This window comes from Bradyrhizobium liaoningense, assembly GCF_018130955.1.
In the GTDB taxonomy this organism is placed as follows: Bacteria; Pseudomonadota; Alphaproteobacteria; order Rhizobiales; family Xanthobacteraceae; genus Bradyrhizobium; species Bradyrhizobium liaoningense_C.
The window spans coordinates 88,486-109,542 of the sequence record NZ_JAFCJM010000002.1; the positions used below are offsets into that span (position 1 = coordinate 88,486).

General features: G+C 64.6%; 24 protein-coding genes. 7 read left to right on the plus strand and 17 right to left on the minus strand.

The window, feature by feature from the left end; all coding sequences use genetic code 11:
• The first annotated feature begins 162 nt into the window (after positions 1 to 162).
• The 3 genes from JQ632_RS02085 to JQ632_RS02095 all read left to right on the plus strand — a co-directional run bounded on the left by JQ632_RS02085 (position 163) and on the right by JQ632_RS02095 (position 3,919).
• Positions 163 to 1,953, plus strand: a complete 1,791-nt coding sequence (locus JQ632_RS02085) for a NirA family protein (protein ID WP_212400612.1) — start codon at positions 163 to 165, stop codon at positions 1,951 to 1,953.
• Positions 1,950 to 3,560 carry a sulfite reductase subunit alpha gene (locus JQ632_RS02090; protein WP_212400613.1) on the plus strand — a complete coding sequence of 537 codons (1,611 nt, stop codon included), beginning with the start codon at positions 1,950 to 1,952 and terminating at the stop codon, positions 3,558 to 3,560. The genes JQ632_RS02085 and JQ632_RS02090 overlap by 4 nt, the downstream gene beginning before the upstream one ends.
• Positions 3,561 to 3,766: 206 nt before the next feature.
• A complete protein-coding gene (locus JQ632_RS02095) occupies positions 3,767 to 3,919 on the plus strand; it encodes a hypothetical protein (RefSeq protein ID WP_212400614.1) in 153 nt (50 codons plus the stop codon).
• 126 nt (positions 3,920 to 4,045) lie between these two features.
• Here JQ632_RS02095 and JQ632_RS02100 read toward each other — a convergent pair whose 3' ends face one another.
• On the minus strand, positions 4,046 to 4,885 hold the full coding sequence (locus tag JQ632_RS02100) for a class III extradiol dioxygenase family protein (protein WP_212400615.1): 840 nt from the start codon (positions 4,883 to 4,885) through the stop codon (positions 4,046 to 4,048).
• Between the two features lie 2 nt (positions 4,886 to 4,887).
• Positions 4,888 to 5,241: a protocatechuate 4,5-dioxygenase subunit alpha gene (locus tag JQ632_RS02105; protein WP_212400616.1), complete on the minus strand. Its 354-nt coding sequence runs from the start codon at positions 5,239 to 5,241 to the stop codon at positions 4,888 to 4,890.
• A gap of 121 nt (positions 5,242 to 5,362) precedes the next feature.
• Here JQ632_RS02105 and JQ632_RS02110 point away from each other — a divergent pair, with 121 nt between their 5' ends.
• Positions 5,363 to 6,331, plus strand: coding sequence for a LysR family transcriptional regulator (locus JQ632_RS02110; RefSeq protein ID WP_212400617.1), 969 nt, complete (start codon positions 5,363 to 5,365; stop codon positions 6,329 to 6,331).
• Here JQ632_RS02110 and JQ632_RS02115 read toward each other — a convergent pair.
• The 12 genes from JQ632_RS02115 to pxpB all read right to left on the minus strand — a co-directional run bounded on the left by JQ632_RS02115 (position 6,328) and on the right by pxpB (position 16,161).
• Complete coding sequence (locus tag JQ632_RS02115) at positions 6,328 to 7,290, minus strand: Gfo/Idh/MocA family oxidoreductase (protein ID WP_212400618.1); 963 nt, start codon at positions 7,288 to 7,290, stop codon at positions 6,328 to 6,330. The genes JQ632_RS02110 and JQ632_RS02115 overlap by 4 nt on opposite strands.
• 1 nt (position 7,291) lies before the next feature.
• Positions 7,292 to 8,134, minus strand: coding sequence for a class III extradiol dioxygenase subunit beta (locus JQ632_RS02120; protein ID WP_212400619.1), 843 nt, complete (start codon positions 8,132 to 8,134; stop codon positions 7,292 to 7,294).
• Entirely contained in the window at positions 8,134 to 8,523 is a 390-nt protein-coding gene (gene ligA / locus JQ632_RS02125; RefSeq protein WP_212400620.1) for a protocatechuate 4,5-dioxygenase subunit alpha, read from the minus strand. Before ligA ends, JQ632_RS02120 begins: the two co-directional genes overlap by 1 nt.
• Positions 8,524 to 8,539: 16 nt before the next feature.
• Positions 8,540 to 9,472 carry an amidohydrolase family protein gene (locus JQ632_RS02130; protein WP_249151241.1) on the minus strand — a complete coding sequence of 311 codons (933 nt, stop codon included), beginning with the start codon at positions 9,470 to 9,472 and terminating at the stop codon, positions 8,540 to 8,542.
• Positions 9,473 to 9,512: 40 nt separating this feature from the next.
• Positions 9,513 to 10,202, minus strand: coding sequence for a substrate-binding domain-containing protein (locus JQ632_RS02135; RefSeq protein WP_212400621.1), 690 nt, complete (start codon positions 10,200 to 10,202; stop codon positions 9,513 to 9,515).
• A 9-nt stretch (positions 10,203 to 10,211) separates the two neighbouring features.
• Entirely contained in the window at positions 10,212 to 10,907 is a 696-nt protein-coding gene (gene ligK, locus JQ632_RS02140) for a 4-carboxy-4-hydroxy-2-oxoadipate aldolase/oxaloacetate decarboxylase (RefSeq protein ID WP_212400622.1), read from the minus strand.
• Positions 10,908 to 10,921: 14 nt separating this feature from the next.
• Complete coding sequence (locus JQ632_RS02145; protein WP_212400623.1) at positions 10,922 to 11,950, minus strand: amidohydrolase family protein; 1,029 nt, start codon at positions 11,948 to 11,950, stop codon at positions 10,922 to 10,924.
• Positions 11,951 to 12,058: 108 nt separating this feature from the next.
• Positions 12,059 to 12,793 (minus strand): TetR/AcrR family transcriptional regulator, encoded by a 735-nt coding sequence (locus JQ632_RS02150; RefSeq protein ID WP_212400624.1) that lies wholly within the window; start codon positions 12,791 to 12,793, stop codon positions 12,059 to 12,061.
• A 156-nt stretch (positions 12,794 to 12,949) separates the two neighbouring features.
• Positions 12,950 to 13,585 carry an HAD family phosphatase gene (locus tag JQ632_RS02155; RefSeq protein WP_212400625.1) on the minus strand — a complete coding sequence of 212 codons (636 nt, stop codon included), beginning with the start codon at positions 13,583 to 13,585 and terminating at the stop codon, positions 12,950 to 12,952.
• Between the two features lie 6 nt (positions 13,586 to 13,591).
• Positions 13,592 to 14,362: a LamB/YcsF family protein gene (locus tag JQ632_RS02160; protein WP_212400626.1), complete on the minus strand. Its 771-nt coding sequence runs from the start codon at positions 14,360 to 14,362 to the stop codon at positions 13,592 to 13,594.
• Between the two features lie 33 nt (positions 14,363 to 14,395).
• Positions 14,396 to 15,433 (minus strand): biotin-dependent carboxyltransferase family protein, encoded by a 1,038-nt coding sequence (locus JQ632_RS02165; protein ID WP_212400627.1) that lies wholly within the window; start codon positions 15,431 to 15,433, stop codon positions 14,396 to 14,398.
• Complete coding sequence (pxpB, locus tag JQ632_RS02170) at positions 15,430 to 16,161, minus strand: 5-oxoprolinase subunit PxpB (RefSeq protein WP_212400628.1); 732 nt, start codon at positions 16,159 to 16,161, stop codon at positions 15,430 to 15,432. The genes JQ632_RS02165 and pxpB overlap by 4 nt, the downstream gene beginning before the upstream one ends.
• A gap of 255 nt (positions 16,162 to 16,416) precedes the next feature.
• On the opposite strand from pxpB, the gene JQ632_RS02175 reads away from it, so the two are divergent.
• Together JQ632_RS02175 and JQ632_RS02180 are read left to right on the plus strand one after the other, a co-directional pair.
• Positions 16,417 to 17,115, plus strand: coding sequence for a ribonuclease activity regulator RraA (locus JQ632_RS02175; RefSeq protein WP_212400629.1), 699 nt, complete (start codon positions 16,417 to 16,419; stop codon positions 17,113 to 17,115).
• A gap of 17 nt (positions 17,116 to 17,132) precedes the next feature.
• Positions 17,133 to 17,537: a cupin domain-containing protein gene (locus tag JQ632_RS02180; RefSeq protein WP_212400630.1), complete on the plus strand. Its 405-nt coding sequence runs from the start codon at positions 17,133 to 17,135 to the stop codon at positions 17,535 to 17,537.
• 128 nt (positions 17,538 to 17,665) lie between these two features.
• On the opposite strand, the gene JQ632_RS02185 is transcribed toward JQ632_RS02180, so the two are convergent.
• The 3 genes from JQ632_RS02185 to JQ632_RS02195 form a co-directional block, all read right to left on the minus strand.
• Positions 17,666 to 18,229 (minus strand): hypothetical protein, encoded by a 564-nt coding sequence (locus JQ632_RS02185; protein ID WP_212400631.1) that lies wholly within the window; start codon positions 18,227 to 18,229, stop codon positions 17,666 to 17,668.
• Positions 18,230 to 18,250: 21 nt separating this feature from the next.
• A complete protein-coding gene (locus tag JQ632_RS02190; protein ID WP_249151243.1) occupies positions 18,251 to 19,411 on the minus strand; it encodes a TAXI family TRAP transporter solute-binding subunit in 1,161 nt (386 codons plus the stop codon).
• 234 nt (positions 19,412 to 19,645) lie between these two features.
• On the minus strand, positions 19,646 to 20,002 hold the full coding sequence (locus tag JQ632_RS02195) for a hypothetical protein (RefSeq protein WP_212400632.1): 357 nt from the start codon (positions 20,000 to 20,002) through the stop codon (positions 19,646 to 19,648).
• A 193-nt stretch (positions 20,003 to 20,195) separates the two neighbouring features.
• Here JQ632_RS02195 and JQ632_RS02200 point away from each other — a divergent pair, with 193 nt between their 5' ends.
• A complete protein-coding gene (locus tag JQ632_RS02200) occupies positions 20,196 to 21,008 on the plus strand; it encodes a class I SAM-dependent methyltransferase (RefSeq protein ID WP_212400633.1) in 813 nt (270 codons plus the stop codon).
• Positions 21,009 to 21,057: the final 49 nt, after the last annotated feature.

Consider the following 21,057-nt stretch of genomic DNA (forward strand, 5'->3'; position numbering starts at 1 on the left):
GACGATCGACGTCCGTTCACCTGTTGTCGCCGCCGCGCGCGGTAGCTGGAGCTTCGAAATGGATTACCAAAACCCCTCCCATGTTGCGGCTTCGACGGACCGCCTGGCGGACCGCACGCGCCGGCGGGCGGCGAGCTCCAGCCTCGTGCGGGGGTGCTGATCATGAAGATGGAAGCCAGTCCCGCGGCCGACTTCTCCGACGAGCAGAAGCGCTATCTCGAAGGGTTCATGTCCGGTATGCAGGTGGGCCGTGTCGGCCGCGCCTTTGCCGCCGGCGGACCTGCCGCTGGATCGTCGGAGCCGACGGGCCCTGACGCCATCCATCTCAAGGCGCAGGACAAGGTCACGGCGTCAGGCAAGAAGCTCGTCGACCAGGAGAAGTTCAAGCGCGAGCTGCATCCGTTCGACGCCTATGAGCGGCTGAAGGATCAGGCGCGCACCAACGCCGCGCCGTCGCCGGCCGACAATTTCCGCTGGCGCTATTACGGCATCTTCTGGGTGGCGCCGGCGCAGACCTCCTATATGGCGCGCCTGCGCATCCCCAACGGCATCTTGAAGCACTGGCAGTTGTCGGGCCTCGCCGACATCGCGGAAACCTGCGGCGGCGGCTACACCCATGTCACGACGCGCGCCAACTTCCAGATCCGCGAGATCGAGCCGAAGAACGCCGTGGCACTGATCGAAGGCGTGCAGGACATCGGCCTGTGCTCGCGCGGCTCCGGCGCCGACAACATCCGCAACGTCACGGGTACGCCAACCGCCGGCATCGATCCGCAGGAGCTCATCGACACGCGACCCTGCGCGCGCGAGTGGCACTATCACATCCTCAACGACCGCTCGCTCTACGGCCTGCCGCGCAAGTTCAACGTTGCCTTCGACGGCGCCGGCAAGATCGCGGCCCTCGAGGAGACCAATGACATTGCCTTCACCGCATTCGAGGTGAAGGAGGGTTTTGGCGTCGAGCCCGGCGTCTGGTTCCGCCTCGGCCTCGGCGGCATCACCGGCCACAAGGATTTTGCAAAGTATTCCGGCATCGTCGTTCGGCCCGAGGATGCCACGGCGGTCGCGGACGCCATCGTGCGCGTCTTCATCGAGCACGGCGATCGCACCAACCGCAACAAGGCGCGGCTGAAATACGTGCTCGATGCCATGGGGCACGAGGAGTTTCTCAAGCTGGTCGAGCAGCGGCTCGGAAAGCCGTTCGCCCGCGTGCCCGCAGAGGCGCTCGCGCCGCGGCCGGCGTCCGACCGTCTCGCCCATATCGGCGCGCACAAGCAGAAGCAGGCCGGCCTGAACTGGATCGGCGTCTCGCTGCCGCTCGGCAAGCTCACCTGCGAGCAGATGCGCGGCGTTGCGAAAATCGCGCAGGACCTCGGCGACGGCGACATCCGCCTGACCGTCTGGCAGAACCTCTTGATCTCCGGCGTGCGTGACGAGAACGTGGCGCTGGTGACGGCTGCGATCGAGAAGCTCGGGCTTGCCACGCAGGCCTCGAACATCCGCGCCGGGCTGATCGCCTGCACCGGCAATGCCGGCTGCAAGTTCGCAGCCTCCGACACCAAGCGCCATGCGGCCGCGATCGGCGACTGGGTCGATGCGCGGATGACGGTCGACACCCCACTCAACATCCACCTGACCGGCTGCCATCACTCCTGCGCCCAGCACTACATTTCCGACATCGGCCTGATCGCAGCCAAGGTGCCTGGTGCGACCGAGGAAGACACGGTCGAGGGCTATCACCTCTTCACCGGCGGCGGCTTCGGTCCGGACGCCAATATCGGCCAGGAGGTCTATCGCGACCTGAAGGCCGAGGACGCACCGCAATTCGTCGAGAAGCTCTTGAAGGCCTATCTCGCGCATCGTGCCTCTCCCGAAGAGTCCTTCCTCGCGTTCTCCCGTCGCCACGAAGGCGAAGCCCTGCGCAAACTCGCTGAAGCGGAAGTCACAGCATGACCCAGATGAGCCTCCCCCCGAAGATCGAGATCATCCCGGCCAACGCTCCCTTCAGCGAGGGCCAGCGTCTCTGGCTGAACGGATTTCTCGTCGGCATGCTCGGCCTCGACGGCTCGACGCCGCTGTCGCCGGCCCAGAACGGCGCGATGCTCGCCGAAGTCGGCGATGGCGATGACGGGGAGGCGCCCTGGCACGATCCGGCGATGGTGATGGCCGACCGCATGAAGCTCGCCGAGGGCCGGCCGCTCCGCCGCCGCATGATGGCGGCGATGGCGCAGCAGGATTGCGGCCAATGCGGCTACAACTGCGCCGACTATTCCGACGCCATCGCCAACAAGAGCGAGGCGCGGCTCAATCTCTGTGCGCCCGGCGGCAAGGAAACGGCACGCATGCTGAAGCAGCTCTATGAGGAGCTGGACAAGGCGCCCGCGGCCAAGCCCGCCGCAGGTGCAGCAGTGCCCGCAGCAGTTGCCGCGCCTGCCGTGAAGACCGAACCGGGCCGCGCCCGCGAAACCCCGGCGGATGCCACGTTCCTGTCGCGTCGGCTGCTGAACAAGCAGGGGTCGGAGAAGGAGACCTATCACATCGAGTTCGATCTCTCCGAGAGCGGGCTCGACTATGTCGTCGGCGATAGCTTCGGCGTGTTCGCGCGCAACGACCTCGGCCTGGTCGATCAGATCATCGCGCTGTTAGGGGCCTCCCACACCACCAAGGTCAACGGCAAGACGCTGCGCGAGGCGCTCACCGAGGACGTCTCGTTGTCACCGGCACCCGACAAGCTGTTCGAGCTGATCTCCTTCATCACCGGCGGCGCGCAGCGCGAGAAGGCGCGGGCGCTGGCGCAGGGCGAGGATCCCGATGGCGATGCCGCAACGCTTGACGTTATGGCGGCGCTGCAAAAATTCTACGGCATCCGCCCGCACCCGGAAGCCTTCGTCGAAGCGCTGGAGCCGCTCCAGCCCAGGCTCTACTCGATCTCGTCCTCACACAATGCGACGCCGGGCAAGCTGTCGCTCACGGTCGATTCCGTGCGCTACGTCATCGGCAAGCGTCAGCGCCTCGGCGTGGCCTCGACCTTCCTTGGCGAGCGCATCGCGGAAGGCGAGAAGCTGAAGGTCTATGTGCAGAAGGCCCATGGGTTCGGCCTGCCGAAAGATCCGAAGATTCCGGTCATCATGATCGGACCGGGCACCGGCATCGCGCCATTCCGCGCTTTCCTGCTTGACCGCAAGGCGACGGGCGCGCCCGGCAAGAACTGGCTGTTCTTCGGCCACCAGCGCAGCGATTGCGATTTCTTCTACCGCGAGGAGCTCAACGCCCTGAAGACGTCGGGTATGCTGACCCGTCTGTCGCTGGCCTGGTCGCGCGACGGCGAAAAGAAATTCTACGTGCAGGACCGCATGCGCGAACTCGGCCGCGAGCTCTGGACCTGGCTCGCCGAGGGTGCACACGTCTACATCTGCGGCGATGCCAAGCGCATGGCCAAGGACGTCGAGCGCGCCATGGTCGATATCGTCGCCCAGTTCGGGGCGCGGTCGACCGACGAGGCGGTCGCCTTCGTGGCCGATCTCAAGAAGACCGGCAGGTTCCAGGCGGACGTCTACTGAGGCTTTAGCCTTGGATTCGAGCCCTGGAATCGGTTCCAGTCGGTTCCAAGTTGAACGAACAAAATTCCCGGAACCGGGAATTTCGAGGAAACTTTCCGCTGCGATGGGAGTTCTGGACAGCGCCCCCATCGCTATTTCTGCGGCTGTCTTGCCTACGAGCGCACTTGATCCTTCATATGCCGTCGATGGGGCGTTGGAGATCGACTATGCGCGAACTATCGGCGGAAGCCAGACTGCATCTTTATGCGCGTTCGCTCTCCCGGCGGACCGGAGCGAACCTCCATCTCGTGGCGTTCTACAGCGCCTTCGCTGTGATTGCCGCGATCATATTCGGCACCTTGTCCGTGCGTCCGTTCTGAAGAAAGTTGGCTTTAGGTTCGATCGGCGTGCCGCGAGCCCGGTTTCACCTCTCCCAAGGGAGAGGTGAAATGCGGATGCGGCCCGTTCAACTCAATCTCATCATGCTTTAGCTTTCCTGCAGCGGTTCACGTCGCAGGCTCGAGCAGCATCATTCCGGTCGCCGTGTTCGAAATCGGGATGTGGTAATTGGAATGCTGCTTGCGCACCTTCTCCGGCAGCATGCCGCGCGCCACCACCCAATTCAGCAATTCGACGCCTTGCGTGCCCGAGAGCTCGACCAGCTCGACGGTCGAGTATTTGGTCGCCCATGCGGGGTTCGAGACCATGCTCTCCATGAACTGAAGGTCGAACTCCTTGTTGATGAAGCCTGCGCGCTCGCCGTCGAGCTGGTGCGACAGCCCGCCCGTACCCATCACCACGACGCGCTCGTCCTTCGGCCAGGACGCGATCGCGCGCGCCAGGGCCTTGCCGAGCTTGTAGCAGCGCGCAGCCGACGGCAGCGGCGCCTGCACGGTGTTGACGACGACGGGGACGGTGCGCACCGGCCATTTCTGGTCGGGCCAGCACAGCGCCATCGGCAGCGTGAAGGCGTGGTCGACCGTCATCTCCTGGCAGCTCACGATATCGAATTCTTCGGCGACGAGCTGCTCGATGAGGTGCCACGACAATTCCGGATCGCCCCGGAACGGCTGCGTGGTCGGGATGCCCCAGCCTTCGTCAGCGTTGCGGTACTCGGACGCGGCGCCGATCGCAAAGGTCGGCATCTTGTCGAGGAAGAAGTTGAGGCCGTGATCGTTGTAGACGAGCACGACGACATCGGGCTTCACCCTGGCCAGCCAGTCGCGCACCGGCGGGAAGCCGTCGAAGAAGGGTTTCCAGTAGGGATCCTGCTGCAGGCCCTTGGCGATCGCGCCGCCGATGGAGGGAACATGCGAGGTCGTGATTGCACCGACGATCTTGGCCATGATTACCTCGCTGCCGCCTGGAGTTTTGCCTTGAACTGATCCTTGGTCATGCCGGTCTGCTGCGCCCCGATGTCCTGCATGTCGAGGCCGAAAATGCCGGCAAATTTTGCGAGGTAGTAGGCGTTGCCGCCGGCCTCGATGAGCTGCAGCACGTTGCGGCTGCGGATCGCCTCGCGCTGCTGCGCGTTGAGGCCGAATTTGGCGCAATAGGCGTCTTCGTCGGCGACGAAGGCCTTACGGTTGGCGGCGTCGTTGAACGAGTAGCACATCTTGTTCAGCGCATAGCCTTTGCGGGCCTGCTCGCCGTCGAAGATGGTGGTACCCGGCACCGGCTGCCGCGATTTGCCGTTGGGCATGGCGTTTCTCCCTAAATGGTTGGACCGGCGCGATTTGTTCCAGATCAAGTCCGGCGCCAGCCGAGGGAGGCAATATCCAGCAGGGCGCGCCAAGATAAACGCCGGGAAGCCGATCGCATTCATGAGCCAATTCGATCATTTGGACCTCGACGGCCACCTGTTGCGGCTGCTGCTGGCTGTGATCGAGGAAGGCTCGGTCACGCATGCCGCGCACCGGCTCGGCGTCACCCAGTCCGCCGTCAGCCATCTGCTCGACAAGCTGCGCGCGATCGTCGGCGATCCCCTGTTCGTGAAGTCGGGCAGGGGGATCGTGCCGACCGCGCGCGCCCAGGCGCTTGCGGCGCACGCGCGGATGCTGCTCGACGAGCTCCGCCGTTTTTCCAGCGCGGTCGAGTTCGATCCTGCAAAGCTCTCCGCGCTGGTGACGATCGCCGCCAACGACCTGCAGCGCGACCTGCTGCTGCCCTCCTTCCTGCGCTACGTCAGGGCGCAGGCGCCCGGTCTGACGCTGCGGGTCATTCCGTCAGGCGCACCGACGGCGGAGCTGCTGCGCGGCGAGCATTGTCAGCTCGTCATCACGCCGCGCCCGCCCGATGCCTCCGACGTGCTGCAGAAGCGGCTGTTCGAGGATAGCTATCGCGTGTTCTACGACGCCAGTGCGCGCAATGCGCCGGCCACGATCGAGGAGTATCTTGTCGCCGATCATGTCACCGTGCTGCACGAGCATCTCCGTCCGCTCGATATCGACGACGTCCTGGCCGAGCGCGGCGTGCGGCGGCGTTTTGTCGCCCAGGTTCAGGGCTTCTCCGGGATCGGACCGTTTTTGCGCGGCAGCGCCATGATCGCGACGCTGCCGGGCCTGTTGCGTGCGCATATGCTGCGCGATTTTGCGGTCGCGCCGGTGCCCTTCGAGTGTCCGGCGATGCCGATGTTCATGGTCTGGCATCTCCGCCACCAGGCCGATCCGATGCACCGCTGGCTGCGCCAGCAGCTCGAGATCGTGGTCGCGCCTGCGCTCGCGACAAGGCCCGGAGAAGCGGTTCTCGCTTATCCGGGCCTCAAACAGTCGCAGGCGTTGAAAGCGGTCTAGCCGGCGGCCAACTGCCGGTCGAGGTCGTGCAGCACCTGGTAGCAGGGCAGCACTTGCGCGACGCTCGAGTTCGGCTCGCGCCCTTCGCGGATCGCGGCGAAGAATTCGCGGTCCTGCAGCTCGATTCCGTTCATGGAGACGTCGACCTTGGAGACGTCGATCTTCTCTTCCTTGCCGTTCACGAGGTCGTCGTAGCGGGCAATGTAGGTGCCGGTATCGCCGATGTAGCGGAAGAAGGTGCCGAGCGGTCCGTCATTGTTGAAGGACAGGCTGAGCGTGCAGATCGCGCCGTTGGCCGCCTTGAGCTGGATCGACATGTCCATGGCGATGCCGAGCGCGGGATGGATCGGCCCCTGCACGGCATTGGCCTTCACGATCGGCGAGCGCGCCTGGTAGGCAAACAGGTCGACGGTGTGGGCGGCGTGGTGCCAGAGCAGATGGTCGGTCCAGCTCCGCGGCTGTCCCAGCGCGTTCATGTTGGTGCGGCGGAAGAAGTAGGTCTGCACGTCCATCTGCTGGATGTTGAACTCGCCCGCCTCGATCTTCTTGCGTACCCATTGATGGCTCGGGTTGAAGCGGCGGGTGTGGCCGGCCATCGCGACCAGCCCGGTCTTCTTCTGCAGGTCCACGACCGCTTGCGCATCGGCCAACGAATCCGCGAGCGGGATCTCGACCTGCACGTGCTTGCCGGCCTTCAGGCAGTCGATCGCCTGCGCCGCATGCATCTGGGTCGGCGTGCAGAGGATGACGGCATCGACCTCCTTCAGCGCCAGGCTGTCGGCGAGCTCGGTCGAGACGTGCTTGATGCCGTATTTGTCGGCGATTTCCTTGGTCGGCTCGAGCCTGCGGCCGACCAGAGACACCACCTCGACGCCATCGATGTTCTTGATGCCGTCGAGGTGCTTGATGCCGAACGCACCGGCGCCGGCCAGCGCCACCTTGATCGTCTTGTTGGCCATGTCAGTTGTTCTCCAGGATCAGATGGCCCACGGCCGTGTTGCTCGCCGGCACGTGATAGAAGCGGTGAGCGACCGTCGGCTTGGCATCGCTCATGGCGCCGCGCGCGATCAGCCACATCACGAGCTCGATGCCTTCGGAGCCGGCTTCGCGGACATAATCGAGATGGGGCTTCTTCGACAGCGCGTCGGGGTCGTTGATGAGCTGGTCGAGGAAGGCGTTGTCCCATTCGCGGTTGATGAGACCGGCGCGCGGGCCCTGGAGCTGGTGGCTCATGCCGCCGGTGCCCCAGATATGCACGTTGAGGGGTTCCTCATAGGTCTCGATCGCCTTGCGGATCGCCTTGCCGAGCATGTAGCAGCGCCGTCCCGAGGGGACCGGATACTGCACGACATTGACGGCGAACGGGACGATCGGGCAGGGCCAGGCCTGCACCTGGCCGCACATCAGGCTGAGCGGCACGGTCATGCCGTGGTCGACGTCCATCTTGTTGACGATGGTGAGGTCGAAATCGTCCTGGATCACCGACTGCGCGATGTGCGCGGCGAGCTGCGGATGGCCGATCACCTTCGGCACGGGCCGCGGTCCCCAGCCTTCGTCGGCCGGCTGATATTCGGCCGCCGTGCCGATCGCGAAGGTCGGGATCAGGTCCAGGCTGAACGCGGTCGCGTGGTCGTTATAGACCAGGAAGATCACGTCGGGCTTCTTGTCCTTCATCCACTGCTTGGAGAAGTCGTAGCCCTTGAACACCGGCTGCCAGTACGGCTCGCCGGTCTTGCCGAGGTCGATCGCCGCCCCCACCGCGGGAATGTGCGATGTGTAGACGCTTGCGCTGATGTGGGCCATTACTTCTTCTCCCCGGTGTAGCGGTTACCCTCGATGGATCGGCCGCCCTTCACCATCATCTCGCGGTACTGGTCTTCGGTCATGCCGGTCATGCTGCCGGCCATCTGCTGAAAGCTCTTACCGTCGGTCGCGCCGATCTTGGCAAGGAAGTAGATGTTGCCGCCGAGCGCGATGCAGCGGTTGAGGTCGCGGTCGAGCACGGCCTGCTTCTGCTCCTCGGTCATCGGCCATTCGTCGAGATAGGCGCGCTCGTTCGCCTTGAAGCGGGTGCGGTTCTCCGCCTTCATCAGCGACATGCAGAACTGATTGAGGTGATAGCCTTGGCGCGACATGTCGGCGTCGAAGATGGTCGTGCCGGGAATGTCCTTGTAGGGTTTGTCGAGTGACATCGGATGATCTCCTCTTTCAGGATTCGTCTGGCCAATACAGCCGCATCGGATTGTCGACCAGGAGCTTCTGCTGCAGCTCGGGCGTGACGGCGATATGCGGGATGAAATCGACCAGAAGGCCGTCGTCCGGCATATGGCCCTTCAGATTGGGATGCGGCCAATCGGTACCCCAGAGCACGCGGTCGGGGAAGGTCTCGACGACACGGCGGGCGAACGGGATGACGTCTTTATAAGGATTCTGCTCGCCGTTGAGGGCGGGCGGACCTGCGACCGACAGCCGCTCCGGGCAGCTCACCTTCGACCACACGTTGGAATGTTCCCGCATGAACTTCAGGAACAGCTCGAATTCGGGACCGTCGATCGGCTTGGACACGTCGGGCCGTCCCATGTGGTCCACGACTACCGTCGTCGGCAGGGTCGTGAAGAAGTCCCAGAGCTCGGGCAGGTCCACGGCCTCGAAATAGATCACGACATGCCAGCCGAGCTTGCCGATCCGCGCGGCGATCTCGTTCAGCTCGTCCTTCGGCGTGAAGTCGACGAGGCGCTTGACGAAGTTGAAGCGGACTCCGCGGACGCCGGCCGCATGCATGGCCTGGAGCTCGGCATCGGTGACGTTGCGCTTGACCGTCGCAACCCCGCGCGCCTTGCCGCCGGAATGCACGAGCGCATCCACCATGGCGCGGTTGTCGGCGCCGTGGCAGGTCGCCTGCACGACGACGTTGCGGGCAAAGCCGAGATGATCGCGCAGTGCGTAGAGCTGCTGCCGCGAGGCATCGCAAGGCGTATATTTGCGCTCGGGCGCGTAGGGGTATTCGTCGCCGGGACCGAACACGTGGCAGTGCGCATCGACCGCGCCTGCCGGCACCTTGAAGCGTGGCTTCGAGGGCCCGGTGTACCAGTCCAGCCAACCCGGGGTTTTCTCGAACGGCCCGGTCACAGGTTTCGACATCAACGCTCCCTTCTCGTGTTTCGTTCAGCCCAAAGCTGGCTCACGCCGGCTCCATGCCCTGGCGTCGCTTGGGCGCATCCGCCTCGGCTGACGCCAGATAGTTGATCAGATCGCGCGCGCCGGCTTCATTCGCGGCCTTCGCACAGACCGCGCACGCAAACAGCGTCACGGATTGAACCTCGGCGGGCAGGGGACCTGCGATCTCGATTCCCGGCACGTCCAAAAACTCGCTCAATTGCTGAAAACCGAGCTCGGCCTCGCCGCGCGCCACCAGCGTGCCGACGGGGATGCCGGGCGGCGCCTTCACCAGCCGCTCCGCAATCGCCTGGTCGATGTTCCACTTCTTCAGCAGATTGAGGAGGTGGTTGCCGCTCGGCCCGGTCGAGTAGCCGATCGAGCGCGCCGCCAGCACCGCGGTCTTGAGCGAGGCTTCGCTCGAGAGGTCTGGACGCTCGGCCTTCGCGCGGATCGCAACCGCCATGGCGGATCTGGCGAAACCGACGCGGCTGCCCGCCTTGAGGAAGCCATCGGCCTCGAGCTGCTTCATTGCGTCGTCGGCGAGCACCACGACATCGAAGGCCTCGCCGGCGCGCACGCGCTTGGCCGCATCGACGCCGCCGACGGATTCGATCGCAACCGAATGTCCCGTCTTCTTCTCATAGGCGCCGGTCAGCTCCGCCAGGATCTGGCGTGTCGCCATCGACGAAATGCCGGTTACGCGTGTGGCCATTGTCAGCCCTCAGTCGATATATTTCAGTCCGGCTTTCGCCAGCGGCTCGCGCATCTTGTACATATCGAGCCCAAGCACGCCGCTCGCTAGTTTTTCGCGCTTGTCGGCCTCGTTGTTCTCGCGCGCCTCGGCCGCATCCGCAGCCTGCTGGGCGACGGCGGCGGGAACCACGACGATGCCGTCCATGTCGGCAACGATCACGTCGCCAGGATTGACGCGGGCGCCGGCGCAGATCACCGGGATGTTCACCGAGCCGAGCGTCGCCTTCACAGTGCCGCGTGCGCTGATCGCGCGCGAAAACACCGGGAATTTCATCTCGGTCAGATCCATGACGTCACGGACGCCGCCGTCGATGATCAGGCCCTTTGCGCCGCGGGCACGGAAGGAGGTCGCCAGCAGATCGCCGAAGAAGCCGTCGGTGTTCTCGACCGTGCAGGCCGCGACCACGACGTCGCCGGGCTGGATCTGCTCGGCGGCGACATGCAGCATCCAGTTGTCGCCGGGCTGCAGCAGCACGGTGACGGCGGTGCCGCAGATCTGCGCGCCCGGATAGATCGGCCGCATATAGGGCTGCATCAGCCCGACACGGCCCATCGCCTCGTGGATGGTCGCTACGCCGAAACGCGAGAGCTTGTCGACGGCGGCCTTGTCGGCCCGCGCGATGTTGCGCCGGACAATTCCGAGATCATTCATCTGAGCGCTCATCTTACCTTCCCTCGTTACTTTCCGTTGGCCTTCAGCGCGGCATCGAGGCGCGGGAACACGCGCCGGGCGTTGCCTTCATAGATCTTGTAGCGATCCTCTGCGGAGAGCGTCGTGGCGCCTTCGATGTAGCGCTTGGTGTCGTCGTAGTAGAAGCCGGTCTCCGGATCGATGCCGCGCACCGCGCCGATCATTTCGCTCGCGAACAGCACGTTCTCGACCGGGATCACCTTGGTGAGCAGGTCGATGCCGGGCTGGTGATAGACGCAGGTGTCGAAGAAGATGTTGTTGAGGAGGTGATCCTTCAGCAGCGGCTTCTTCATCTCCTGCGCCAGCCCGCGGAAGCGGCCCCAATGATAGGGCACCGCGCCGCCGCCATGCGGAATCAGGAAGCGCAGCGTCGGAAAATCCTTGAACAGGTCCGAGGTCAGGCACTGCATGAACGCAGTGGTATCGGCGTTGAGATAGTGCGAGCCTGTGGTGTGGAAGCAGGCGTTGCAGCTCGTCGAGACGTGGATCATCGCGGGGATGTCGAGCTCGACCATCTTTTCATAGATCGGATACCAGTGCCGGTCCGACAGCGGCGGCGAGGTCCAGTGTCCACCGGAGGGGTCCGGATTGAGGTTGATGCCGACGAACCCATAGTCCTTGATGCACTTCTCGAGCTCGGGAATGCAGGTTTTTGGATCGACGCCGGGCGACTGCGGCAGCATGGCTGCGCCGATGAAATTGTCGGGGAAGAGTTTTGAGACGCGGAAACACAGCTCGTTGCAGATCGCGGCCCAGGTCGAGGATACCTCGAAGTCGCCGATATGGTGCGCCATGAAGCTCGCGCGCGGCGAGAAGATGGTGAGGTCGCTGCCGCGCTCCTTCATCAGCTTGAGCTGGTTGTTGATGATGGAGTCGCGCAGCTCGTCGTCAGAGATCTTCAGCTCGCTCGGCTTCGGCTTGGCCGAGGGGTCCTTGATGCCGGCGATCTGGCGGTTGCGCCACTCTTCGAGGGCCTTGGGTGCGGTCGTGTAATGGCCGTGGACGTCGATGATCACGTGACCTCTCCTTCAGCAGCAGCGGCGGACCGGATGCTTGCCAAGCAATCGCGCCTGTTCATTGTTGTCTTCCCGGCTCAAGAACGTATGGACCTCTGCCGACCTCGATCAGCGCGGCGCGGGCCCGGCATCGGCCGGCGCCTTGGTTGCCGGCGCAGACCGTGGTCGCGTCGCCGCGGGTCGGTCGAGTGCGGGCGCCTGCAGCGAGGCCACGGTGGACTGCACCAATTGCTCGATCGCGTCCTCCGCGTCCGCGCCATTGGCTTCGCCGCGCGACAGGCGCGACACACGATCGGGCGTCACCAGCGTGTAGTAGAGCGCGCCGAGCAGGAAATGGCTGCGCCACACGATCTCGGTACGCGGGATGTTCGGCAGGCACGCGCAGATCGCGTCGATCAAGGCGTGGCTGGTGTCGTCAAAGGTCTGGGCGATGATGCGGCGGGCGACGTCGTTGCTTTCGGCCGACATGATTGCGCGCAGCCGCGTGAACCGCGCGCCGCCGCCGGCAAGGTCGCTGCCGGACGAAAAGGCGGGCAGCACATAGGCGCGGACGATCGCCTCGAGCCGGTCCTGGGGATCGCGGATGCGGCTCGCCGCTGCCAGCAGTTCGGACCGGCGCTGGTTCATCGGGCCGCAATGGCGCTGGTAGATTTCCAGCAGCAGCCCGTCCTTGGTGGCAAAATGATAGGTGACGCTGCCCGGATTGGCGCCGGCAGCCTGGGCGACGTCGCGCACCGAGACGGCGTTGAAGCCATTGACGGAAAACAGCTCCTCCGCGGCAGCCAGAATGGCCTCCCGCATGTTGGGTTTGCGCGTTTCCGTCCTGGTGGGCTTCTGTACCATGTTCGTTGTACTATTGTACAAATAAGTCGGACAAGTCAACAAGACCTGTGGGCAGGGCTGGGGGCGCGGCAATGCAAGGCAGGCCTGTGCCTCCGGCCCATGTCCCGGCAAAAGTTCAGGAATTTTGGCTTGGCGAAAGGCCCGCCGCGTCCAGGCCTAGGCGATCCCGTGTTGGACGAGAGCCTGCCTGAGCGCCTCCGCCGTCGTGTGGTGATGCGCGAACAGGCCCGCTTCGCGCGCGCCGGCGACATTCGCCGGATGGTCGTCGACAAACAGGACGTCGGCCGGTGGGACCTGCAATGCCTGGAGGCAGAGGCGATAGCAATCGGGGTCGGGCTTCGCGACCTTGAACTGGGCGGCTGCAAAGATCTTCCAGCCGAATAGCGGGCGCAACTCCGGGAACAGAACGTCGATATGATTGGCGACCAGTGTGATGTTGTTGGTCAGGACGGCAACGTCGACCGATCTCTTGAGATCGCCGACGATCTCCAGGATCGCCGTATCGGGAGTCATGGAATGACGCCGGGCCTGTAGCCACTCCTGAAGCGTCAGTGGATAGCCGAGAAGCTCGCAAAAGCCGCGCAGATAGTCGGCGTCATCGAGCGCACCACGGTCGCCCAGGAATTCGAACCCGCTTCCCCAGATCGCCTCGTACACGCGGTCCGTTGTTGTACCTGCGAGCCGCGCGAGATACGCCGCCCGTGCCATTCGGTCGTAGAGGCAGAGCACGTTATCCATGTCGAACAAGACGAGCTTGATCTGCCCGGCCGCTGCAACGCGCTCGCTCGTCATCGGTGCTCAGGCAGCGCGCTTGAACGGCGCGACCTGGATGCCGCTCGCCTTTAGCGCGTCGCGCAAGTTGCGCGCGATCTCGACGGCGCCGGGCGTATCGCCGTGGATGCAGACCGTGTCGGTGCGCATCTTGATGACCTTGCCGGTCACCGAGACCACGGCGCCGTCCTGCACCATGCGCACCACGCGGTCGGCGATGGCCTTGGCGTCGTGCAAGACGGCGCCGGGCTTCTTGCGCGAGACCAGATTGCCGTCGTCCTCATAGGCGCGGTCGGCAAAGACCTCGTGCACCATCGGCAGATTGGCGTCCTCGCCGGCCTTCACCAGCTTTGAGTTGGCGAGCACCACGAAGATCAGGCTGGGGTCGACCGCCCTGATGCCGGCGGCGATCGCTTTCGCCGTCATGTCGTCCTCGCAGGCGACGTTGGACAGCGCGCCATGCGCCTTCACATGCGTGACCTTGTGGCCGGCCGCGGTCGCGATCGCCTGCAGTGCGCCGATCTGATAGGCGACGAGGTTCTCGATCTCCGAGGCTTTCAGGCCCACGATCGGGTGACGGCCAAACCCGTGCAGGTCGCGATAGCCGGGGTGGGCGCCGATCGCGACGCCGCGCGCCTTCGCGAGCTCCACCGTCCGGCGCATGATGTCGGGGTCGCCGGCATGAAAACCGCAGGCGACGTTGACCGACGTCGCCAGCTCCAGCATCGCCTCGTCATTGCCCATCTGCCAGGCGCCAAATCCTTCGCCGAGGTCGCAATTGAGGTCGATCGTCTTCATGGTGCTGTCCTCTGGTCGTTGGGCCGGGATAACCTAAGGCTCCGCGTGGCCGTGCCATGTCGCGGCGTCGACGGCGTTGACTGCATGTCCCGCGACATTAGCATCCTGCAGGGCTTCGATGTTGAGCTCGACGGTGTCGCTCGATCGCACCCGGTCCGGCAGGCCCTGCAACAGCTTTGCAAATTTCCGCGCCTCGTCCTGCGCTTCGGCCATGCTGATGGCCTTGAAGCGGAAGGACGTCCCGGCCGAGGTCTGCGCGAAGCGGCCGAGATCGGACGTGATGACGGTCGCGATCTTCGGATAGCCGCCGGACGTGCCGCGATCCATCATCAGCACGATCGGGGCGCCATTGCCGGGCACCTGGATGCTGCCGTTCACGGTGCCGTCGGAAACGATGTTGTGGCCGTGCAGATGCTTGATGGCGGGGCCTTCGAGCCGGTAGCCCATCCGATCCGACGTCGCCGAGATCTTCCAGTCGCTGTTGAGGAACAGCGCCTTGTTGACGTCGTCGAACTCGTCGTCCTGCGGGCCCAGCACGACGCGGATCGGCCCGCTCACGGCCTTCGGCAGTTCGATACGCCGCTCCGGCGCGCCGCTCGCGGCGTCGACGGAAAATTCGTCGCCGGCCTGGAGCGGGCGCGGGTAGGGGCTGCCGAGGCCTGCGCGGGCGTTCACCGCGAGGCTGCCGAACACGGCCTCGCCCTTGATGGCGCCTTCGATCGCGAGATAGCTGAAGGCGCCGCCGCGCGCGAAGCCGAGCGTCAGGGTCTCGCCGTCCTTCAGCGTCACCGAGCTTTCGAGTGCGACCGGCCGTCCGGCCACGTCGGCGTTGCGCGGCGCGCCTGATATCGCGACGCGCACGGCGCCGTCACGCGCGGTGAAGGAGGCGCCGAACGGGCCGATCTCGATGCCGGCGGCGAACAACTCGTTGCCGACGAGGCAATTGGCCGCCGCCAGCGCCAGCCGGTCCATCGCGCCGCTCGGCGTCAGCCCGTAACGCTGCGAGCCCGGCCGGCCGCCGTCCTGGACGGAGCTTGCGGGCCCGATACTGGCGACGATCAGCCGGCTCATGAGACGACCTGCTCGGCGATGATCTCGCCGGCCTCGGCGGCGCGATCCTGCTCCGCAAAGGTCTTGTGGTCGACGGCGAAAAACGTCACGCGATCACCGGGTTCGGTCAGGAAGATCGGATTCCGGTGGAGCTGATAGGTGCGCACCGCCGTGCGGCCCAGGAGGTGCCACCCGCTGGGGCCGGCGAGGCACTGGATGCCGGTCTGGATGCCGCCGATCGCGATCGTCCCGGCCGGCGTCAGGAGCCGTGGGTTCTGCCGGCGCGACATCTGGAGGGATTTGTGCAGACCACTGAGATAGGACCAGCCGGGGGTGAAGCCGATCATGGCCACCCGGTAGTCGCCGGCGACATGGCGGGCCACGATGTCGTCGGGCGTAGTGTTGAGCGCTTTCGCTACGTCCTCGAGATCGATGCCGTGCTCCCCGCCATAGGCCACGGGAACGCGCCAGCGCCGCGTTTTCGCGGTCGGCGGTGCCGGCTGGCTTGCGAGTTCGAGCAGCTTTTCGCCCAGCGCCTCGTAGCCGATCATGCCGGGATCGTAGTGCACGAGCAGGGAGCGATAGGTCGGAACGGACTCGGTGACGCCGTCGATGGCGGCGTCCGTGAGCGCGCGGTCCAGTGCCAGAACCGACTGGTTGGCATCGTCGTCGATGCTGCGGCTGTACTCGACCGTGATGGCGCTGTCGCCACTCGGCAGAAGGCGGGGCGGTGAAAACGTTTCGGCCATGACCTGTCGAAATCGGCCTCTCGAAATCAGCGTCGCAGAGTTTCAGGGGCGAGTCCCTTGTTCCACGCGAACTCCCTTTGCTTCGCGTAAATGCGTTCGCAAGTCCAATAAATTAATCCAAGGCGGGACGATAAGGCCTTGTTATCGCGTCGCATAACTGCCTTGCAGCACCTCAGTTTTGGCCCTTGACGGCAAGCGCGCGGCTCGCAAGATGCGCGCTCTCTCAACCGCCTATTCCGGAGCTTGTTGCCTGCCATGTCGCTGTCCCCCGAAGCCCGTAAAACCCTGGCTGGCATCACCACCGCCACCATCACCACGGTCCTGCTCAAGAAAGGCCTGCGTAACGTCTGGATGCGCGGCGCGCGCCCGCTGAAGCCGGGGCTGCCGCGCCTGGTCGGGCCGGCCTTCACGCTGCGCTTCGTGCCGGCGCGCGAGGATCTGGCGACGCCGGAATCCTGGTCGGCGCCGATCTCGACCCGGACCGCGATCGAGGCGATGCCCGAGGGCTGCATTGCTGTGGTCGATGCCATGGGCATCACCGACGCCGGCATTTTCGGCGACATTCTCTGCGCGCGCATGGTCAAGCGCGGCGTCACCGCGCTCGTCACCGACGGCGCCGTGCGCGACGTCGAGGGCGTGCTCGGCACCAACCTTCCGGTGTGGTGCGACGGCTATGCGGCGCCGCCGTCGGTCGCGGGCCTGACCTTCGTCGGCTGGGGCGAGCCGATTGGCTGCGGCGGCGTTGCGGTGTTTCCGAACGACATCGTGGTGGCGGACCAGGACGGCTGCGTGCTGATCCCGCAAGCGATGCTCGACCACGTGCTCGCCGAGGGCGTCGAGCAGGAGCGGATGGAAGGGTGGATCGTCAACGAGGTGAACAACGGCGCGGTGTTGCCGGGGCTCTATCCCATGAACGCCGAAACCAAGGCGCGCTACGCGGCAAGCAAGAAGTAACAGGAAGCGAGGACCCCATGGAGATCACAGTCGCAGGCACGCGGCCGACCCGCCGCGCGCCCAAGGAAAATTTTACGGGCACCGTGTTGCAGGATCCCGTGATCATGGCGCCGGCACCGGCGCGGCTGAACTGCTCGCGCGTGACGTTCGAGCCCGGCGCCCGCACCAACTGGCATCATCATCCGCTGGGGCAGACGCTGTACGTGATCTCGGGCGTCGGCCGCGTCCAGGCCAAGGGCGGTCCGATCAGGGAAATCCGTCCCGGCGACACCGTCTGGATTCCGCCGGGCGAAGTGCATTGGCATGGCGCCACGCCTGATAACAGCATGTGCCACATCGCCATGCAGGAAGCGCTCGATGGCGTCTATTCGACCTGGCTGGAGCCGGTGACTGACGCGGAATATTCCGCGCCGGTCGGCTAACTCTCGCGCCGCGGATGCAACGCAGCGCGCTTGGCCATCGAAGCATCGTCAAGTGCGGTGCGTCCTGATGTGCCGGCGCCGCCCGCGGCGGCGATCCGGGGGATTGCTGTTGCTCAGGGTGATGCGCGTCATTTCGCGACGCGCGTTTCCTCACTCTTGCTCACGTGCCAGATCATGACGTGGTAGTGCGGCAAATCCACTCCGGGGTGACCCGGGTTGAAGTAGATGCTGACGTGGTCAACCCTTCCAGCGAAGCCCGACGCTTCCAATGATTTGTGATTGTCGATATCCTTTGTCGGCACCATATACAGGGTTGCCACCAGGCGATCCCCGCGATCGAAGCATAGGAAAGGCCCTAGCGGCAGAGTTTCCGGCTTCACAAAGAGGATGCCCAGGCCAGGAAAGAACTTAGGGAAGTTCACGAGATCGCTGACCCGCTCGTAGCCCTTTTTCTCGGCAACCCTTCGCTGGTTCGGCGCTGGGCGAATGACGCGGCGCTTTCTGTGTGGTTTGCCGTCTGCGCGAGTGACGGCTTTGGTTTTCTCAATGTTGTCGGTTGATTGCACCCCGGGTGGAGCGCGCGCCTGCGGAGCCGGACGTTCGGCCGGAAAAAGCTGAGCGGCAGGCTGCTTCACGTCCGCGGTCAACGCAAGCAACGCAGCCAAGGCTGCGGTCACCAGTGAATTTCGCATCAAGACCTCCCAGTGCCTGGGTCATCGGCCCTGCTGCCGTTGTTGCCAGCGCATAAAGTCCTGGAACAATTGTTCGCGGTCCGGCGGATTAGTGATCGGCTTTTGCTCGAGGAAGCGACCGAACGCCCTGCGAAGCGCGGCTTCTCCGCCGGATTGCTGCTGGAGCCAGCGTTCCGCAGGTTGAAATCGCCGCCAACCAGGAAGCAGCGCGGCCAGATTCACCTCTCGCCACTTGGGGTGATGACCGTCACCGAGAAATTCAGGAAACCGCGAGAATAGTGTCTGCACGAACAGTTCCAGAAGCGGAAACCGCTCGCTGCGGATCGGCCAGTTGTAAACGAAAAGCGCGCATTTGATCGCGATGGTGTCGACGGTATCAGAAACTCCGATGATCTCTGGGTAGTCTTCGTGGCGGAGAGCCGATGGCAGATAATCATGCTGCAGCATCGCTTTCGAATAGGGGATGGACAGAAAGTGAAGGCCGTCGTCTTGCGCGTAGCGGGCCAGGAAGCTGACCGGCTTGCCCGACACCAAAAAGGCGGCGGAGATTTGCCCCTTCCGCATTCCCTCCAGTGCTGCGTCCAGAGCCAGGTTAGACTCGCTGACCTTCACCTCCAGATTGTTGAGCACCTCGCGGCCGAGGACAGCGCCAGCACTGCCTTCTTCGCCGAAATTAACCCGCTTTCCCGCAAGATCCGACAGGCTCTGGATCTCGGCACGTGCGAGGAGATGGAACTCCTCGACAAACAGCGGGGTAATGTAGACGAGCTTGTTGCCGATATCTCCGAGGCTTCCTGATTCCCGGAGACGATCAGCCAGCAGGACGGGAGCGATCGCCATGTCGGCACCTGCCAGGCCGAGTATGTCGATAAGGTTGCGAATGCCGCCATTTCCCACCATTGGCAGCACCCGCAATGCGACCTCGCCGTGAGGACCGCTCTCTTGGCCGCTGGCCAGCGTCGTCGCAATGTCCTGAGCTATGGCGAACTCCGTGCTGTGCGCCGAGGCGGTTACAAATCCCGTCGTGTGCGGGTCAGACCTTGCAGCATCCTTCCGAGGTGCACTTTCCTTCCGCGGAGAGACCTTCGCCACTTCGTTGGAGGACACTGATGGTCGGGTTTGCGCGAGGGATGTCTGCACCTGTCCGCCGGGCCAGGTCGCTGCAATGAATGCGGTGAACAAACCGGCCCGCACAGCTCCGCAGACCCTCATTGTTCAAACCTGTTCGCGGCTTCGGCGCCCGCTCGGCGCGGTCTTATCCAGCAAGTCTCACTCGGCCCGTCCATCGCGTGGCAAGCTTGAATGAATTTGCTTCGGTTTTCCAACGCACCGGTCGGAGCGACGTTCCCTGCGATGTCTGCGCACCATCGGTGAGTCGCGATTTGCCAACCGTGCGTCGGGCGCGCGTCGCCACGCCTAGAGTTTTTCCGCCGTCCACGTGCCTGAGCACAGGGTGCCTTTCCAGGTGCCCGAGCCCGACGTGCCCGTGAGGCGGCCAAAACCGACGGCGCGCTTGATGCCGCTGCTCAGGGTGACGCTGATGCTGCCCGCATCGGCGACGCGGCCGGAGGCCGACATCGCTGCGCCGCTGGAGGCGACCTGACCGTTGCTGATGCCGATCGAGACGGTCGCGCCGTTGCCGCAACTTTCGCTCGACGATGCGATCCGGACATTCCAGGCGCCGTCGAAGCTGGTGGTCGCAGCGGAGGCCGGCACGACCGGCAGGGCAGTGACGAGGATCGTGATCAAAATTGCCTTGCGAAAGTAGTTCATGGCTCGCCCCTATGGGTTGAACGTGCGGGAACCTGCCATGGTGCAGGGGGCGCTGATGTGAGGACTGTCACGCCGGTTCCACGAGCGTGACATCGCGCACGCTGGACGGCATGCTGTGCAGTGCAACGTGACAAGGCCTCACCGTCATGTCCTGCTGCTCGCGTCTCAAAGCGCTTTTGCGGAGGTCGAAGGGATGCCTGAATCCGACAAGGTGTTCGCCGGCTCGGTCCCGGAAAATTACGACCGCTACATGGTCCCTCTGATCTTCCAGAGCTATGCCGACGACATGGCGCGCCGCGTCGCCGCACGATCGCCGAAGGCTGTGCTGGAAACCGCAGCGGGAAGCGGCGTGGTCACGCGCGCCGTCGCAGCCCTCCTGCCTGATGATGCGACTTACGTGGCGACCGATCTCAATCAGCCGATGCTCGACCACGCAAAGCTTCGGCAAGGCTCCGATGCGCGCGTGAGCTGGCGCCAGGCCGACGCGCTGTCGCTCCCGTTTCCGGATGGCTCATTCGACGTCGTGTGCTGTCAGTTCGGCGCGATGTTCTTTCCGGACCGCGTCAAAGGCTATCGGGAGGCGCGGCGCGTGCTGAAGCCGAGCGGCGGTTTCATCTTCAACGTCTGGGACAGGATCGAGGACAACGTCATTGCGGCGGACGTCACGGATGCAATGGCCGAGTTCTTCCCGGACGATCCGCCGCGTTTCCTCGCGCGCACGCCGCACGGCTATCACGACACCGCCCAAATCCGCCGCGACGTGCTGGATGCAGGGTTTTCAGGCGTGACGATTGCAACACGGACCGATCAAAATCGCGCCATCTCCGCGCAGCTTGCCGCGATCAGCTACTGCCAGGGGACGCCGCTGCGCAACGAAATCGAGGCGAGGCGCCCCGATGCGCTGGAGGCTGCCACCGCTCACGCGGCCAAGGTGATTGCCGCGCGACACGGGGAGGGCGAGATCTCCGCAAAGATCCAGGCGCACGTGATCGAGGCCATCGTCTAAAGCGCGATGGCTTTAGGTTGAATCGTCGTCGCGCTTTAGCTCTTTGTTT

Excerpts from the sequence above, each read along its gene's own strand:
- JQ632_RS02085 (WP_212400612.1), top strand. The coding sequence starts at position 163 with ATGAAGATGGAAGCCAGTCCCGCGGCCGACTTCTCCGACGAGCAGAAG.
- JQ632_RS02090 (WP_212400613.1), top strand. The coding sequence starts at position 1,950 with ATGACCCAGATGAGCCTCCCCCCGAAGATCGAGATCATCCCGGCCAAC.
- JQ632_RS02095 (WP_212400614.1), top strand. The coding sequence starts at position 3,767 with ATGCGCGAACTATCGGCGGAAGCCAGACTGCATCTTTATGCGCGTTCG.
- JQ632_RS02100 (WP_212400615.1), bottom strand. The coding sequence starts at position 4,885 with ATGGCCAAGATCGTCGGTGCAATCACGACCTCGCATGTTCCCTCCATC.
- JQ632_RS02105 (WP_212400616.1), bottom strand. The coding sequence starts at position 5,241 with ATGCCCAACGGCAAATCGCGGCAGCCGGTGCCGGGTACCACCATCTTC.
- JQ632_RS02110 (WP_212400617.1), top strand. The coding sequence starts at position 5,363 with ATGAGCCAATTCGATCATTTGGACCTCGACGGCCACCTGTTGCGGCTG.
- JQ632_RS02115 (WP_212400618.1), bottom strand. The coding sequence starts at position 7,290 with ATGGCCAACAAGACGATCAAGGTGGCGCTGGCCGGCGCCGGTGCGTTC.
- JQ632_RS02120 (WP_212400619.1), bottom strand. The coding sequence starts at position 8,134 with ATGGCCCACATCAGCGCAAGCGTCTACACATCGCACATTCCCGCGGTG.
- ligA (WP_212400620.1), bottom strand. The coding sequence starts at position 8,523 with ATGTCACTCGACAAACCCTACAAGGACATTCCCGGCACGACCATCTTC.
- JQ632_RS02130 (WP_249151241.1), bottom strand. The coding sequence starts at position 9,472 with ATGTCGAAACCTGTGACCGGGCCGTTCGAGAAAACCCCGGGTTGGCTG.
- JQ632_RS02135 (WP_212400621.1), bottom strand. The coding sequence starts at position 10,202 with ATGGCCACACGCGTAACCGGCATTTCGTCGATGGCGACACGCCAGATC.
- ligK (WP_212400622.1), bottom strand. The coding sequence starts at position 10,907 with ATGAGCGCTCAGATGAATGATCTCGGAATTGTCCGGCGCAACATCGCG.
- JQ632_RS02150 (WP_212400624.1), bottom strand. The coding sequence starts at position 12,793 with ATGGTACAGAAGCCCACCAGGACGGAAACGCGCAAACCCAACATGCGG.
- JQ632_RS02155 (WP_212400625.1), bottom strand. The coding sequence starts at position 13,585 with ATGACGAGCGAGCGCGTTGCAGCGGCCGGGCAGATCAAGCTCGTCTTG.
- JQ632_RS02160 (WP_212400626.1), bottom strand. The coding sequence starts at position 14,362 with ATGAAGACGATCGACCTCAATTGCGACCTCGGCGAAGGATTTGGCGCC.
- JQ632_RS02165 (WP_212400627.1), bottom strand. The coding sequence starts at position 15,433 with ATGAGCCGGCTGATCGTCGCCAGTATCGGGCCCGCAAGCTCCGTCCAG.
- pxpB (WP_212400628.1), bottom strand. The coding sequence starts at position 16,161 with ATGGCCGAAACGTTTTCACCGCCCCGCCTTCTGCCGAGTGGCGACAGC.
- JQ632_RS02175 (WP_212400629.1), top strand. The coding sequence starts at position 16,417 with ATGTCGCTGTCCCCCGAAGCCCGTAAAACCCTGGCTGGCATCACCACC.
- JQ632_RS02180 (WP_212400630.1), top strand. The coding sequence starts at position 17,133 with ATGGAGATCACAGTCGCAGGCACGCGGCCGACCCGCCGCGCGCCCAAG.
- JQ632_RS02185 (WP_212400631.1), bottom strand. The coding sequence starts at position 18,229 with ATGCGAAATTCACTGGTGACCGCAGCCTTGGCTGCGTTGCTTGCGTTG.
- JQ632_RS02195 (WP_212400632.1), bottom strand. The coding sequence starts at position 20,002 with ATGAACTACTTTCGCAAGGCAATTTTGATCACGATCCTCGTCACTGCC.
- JQ632_RS02200 (WP_212400633.1), top strand. The coding sequence starts at position 20,196 with ATGCCTGAATCCGACAAGGTGTTCGCCGGCTCGGTCCCGGAAAATTAC.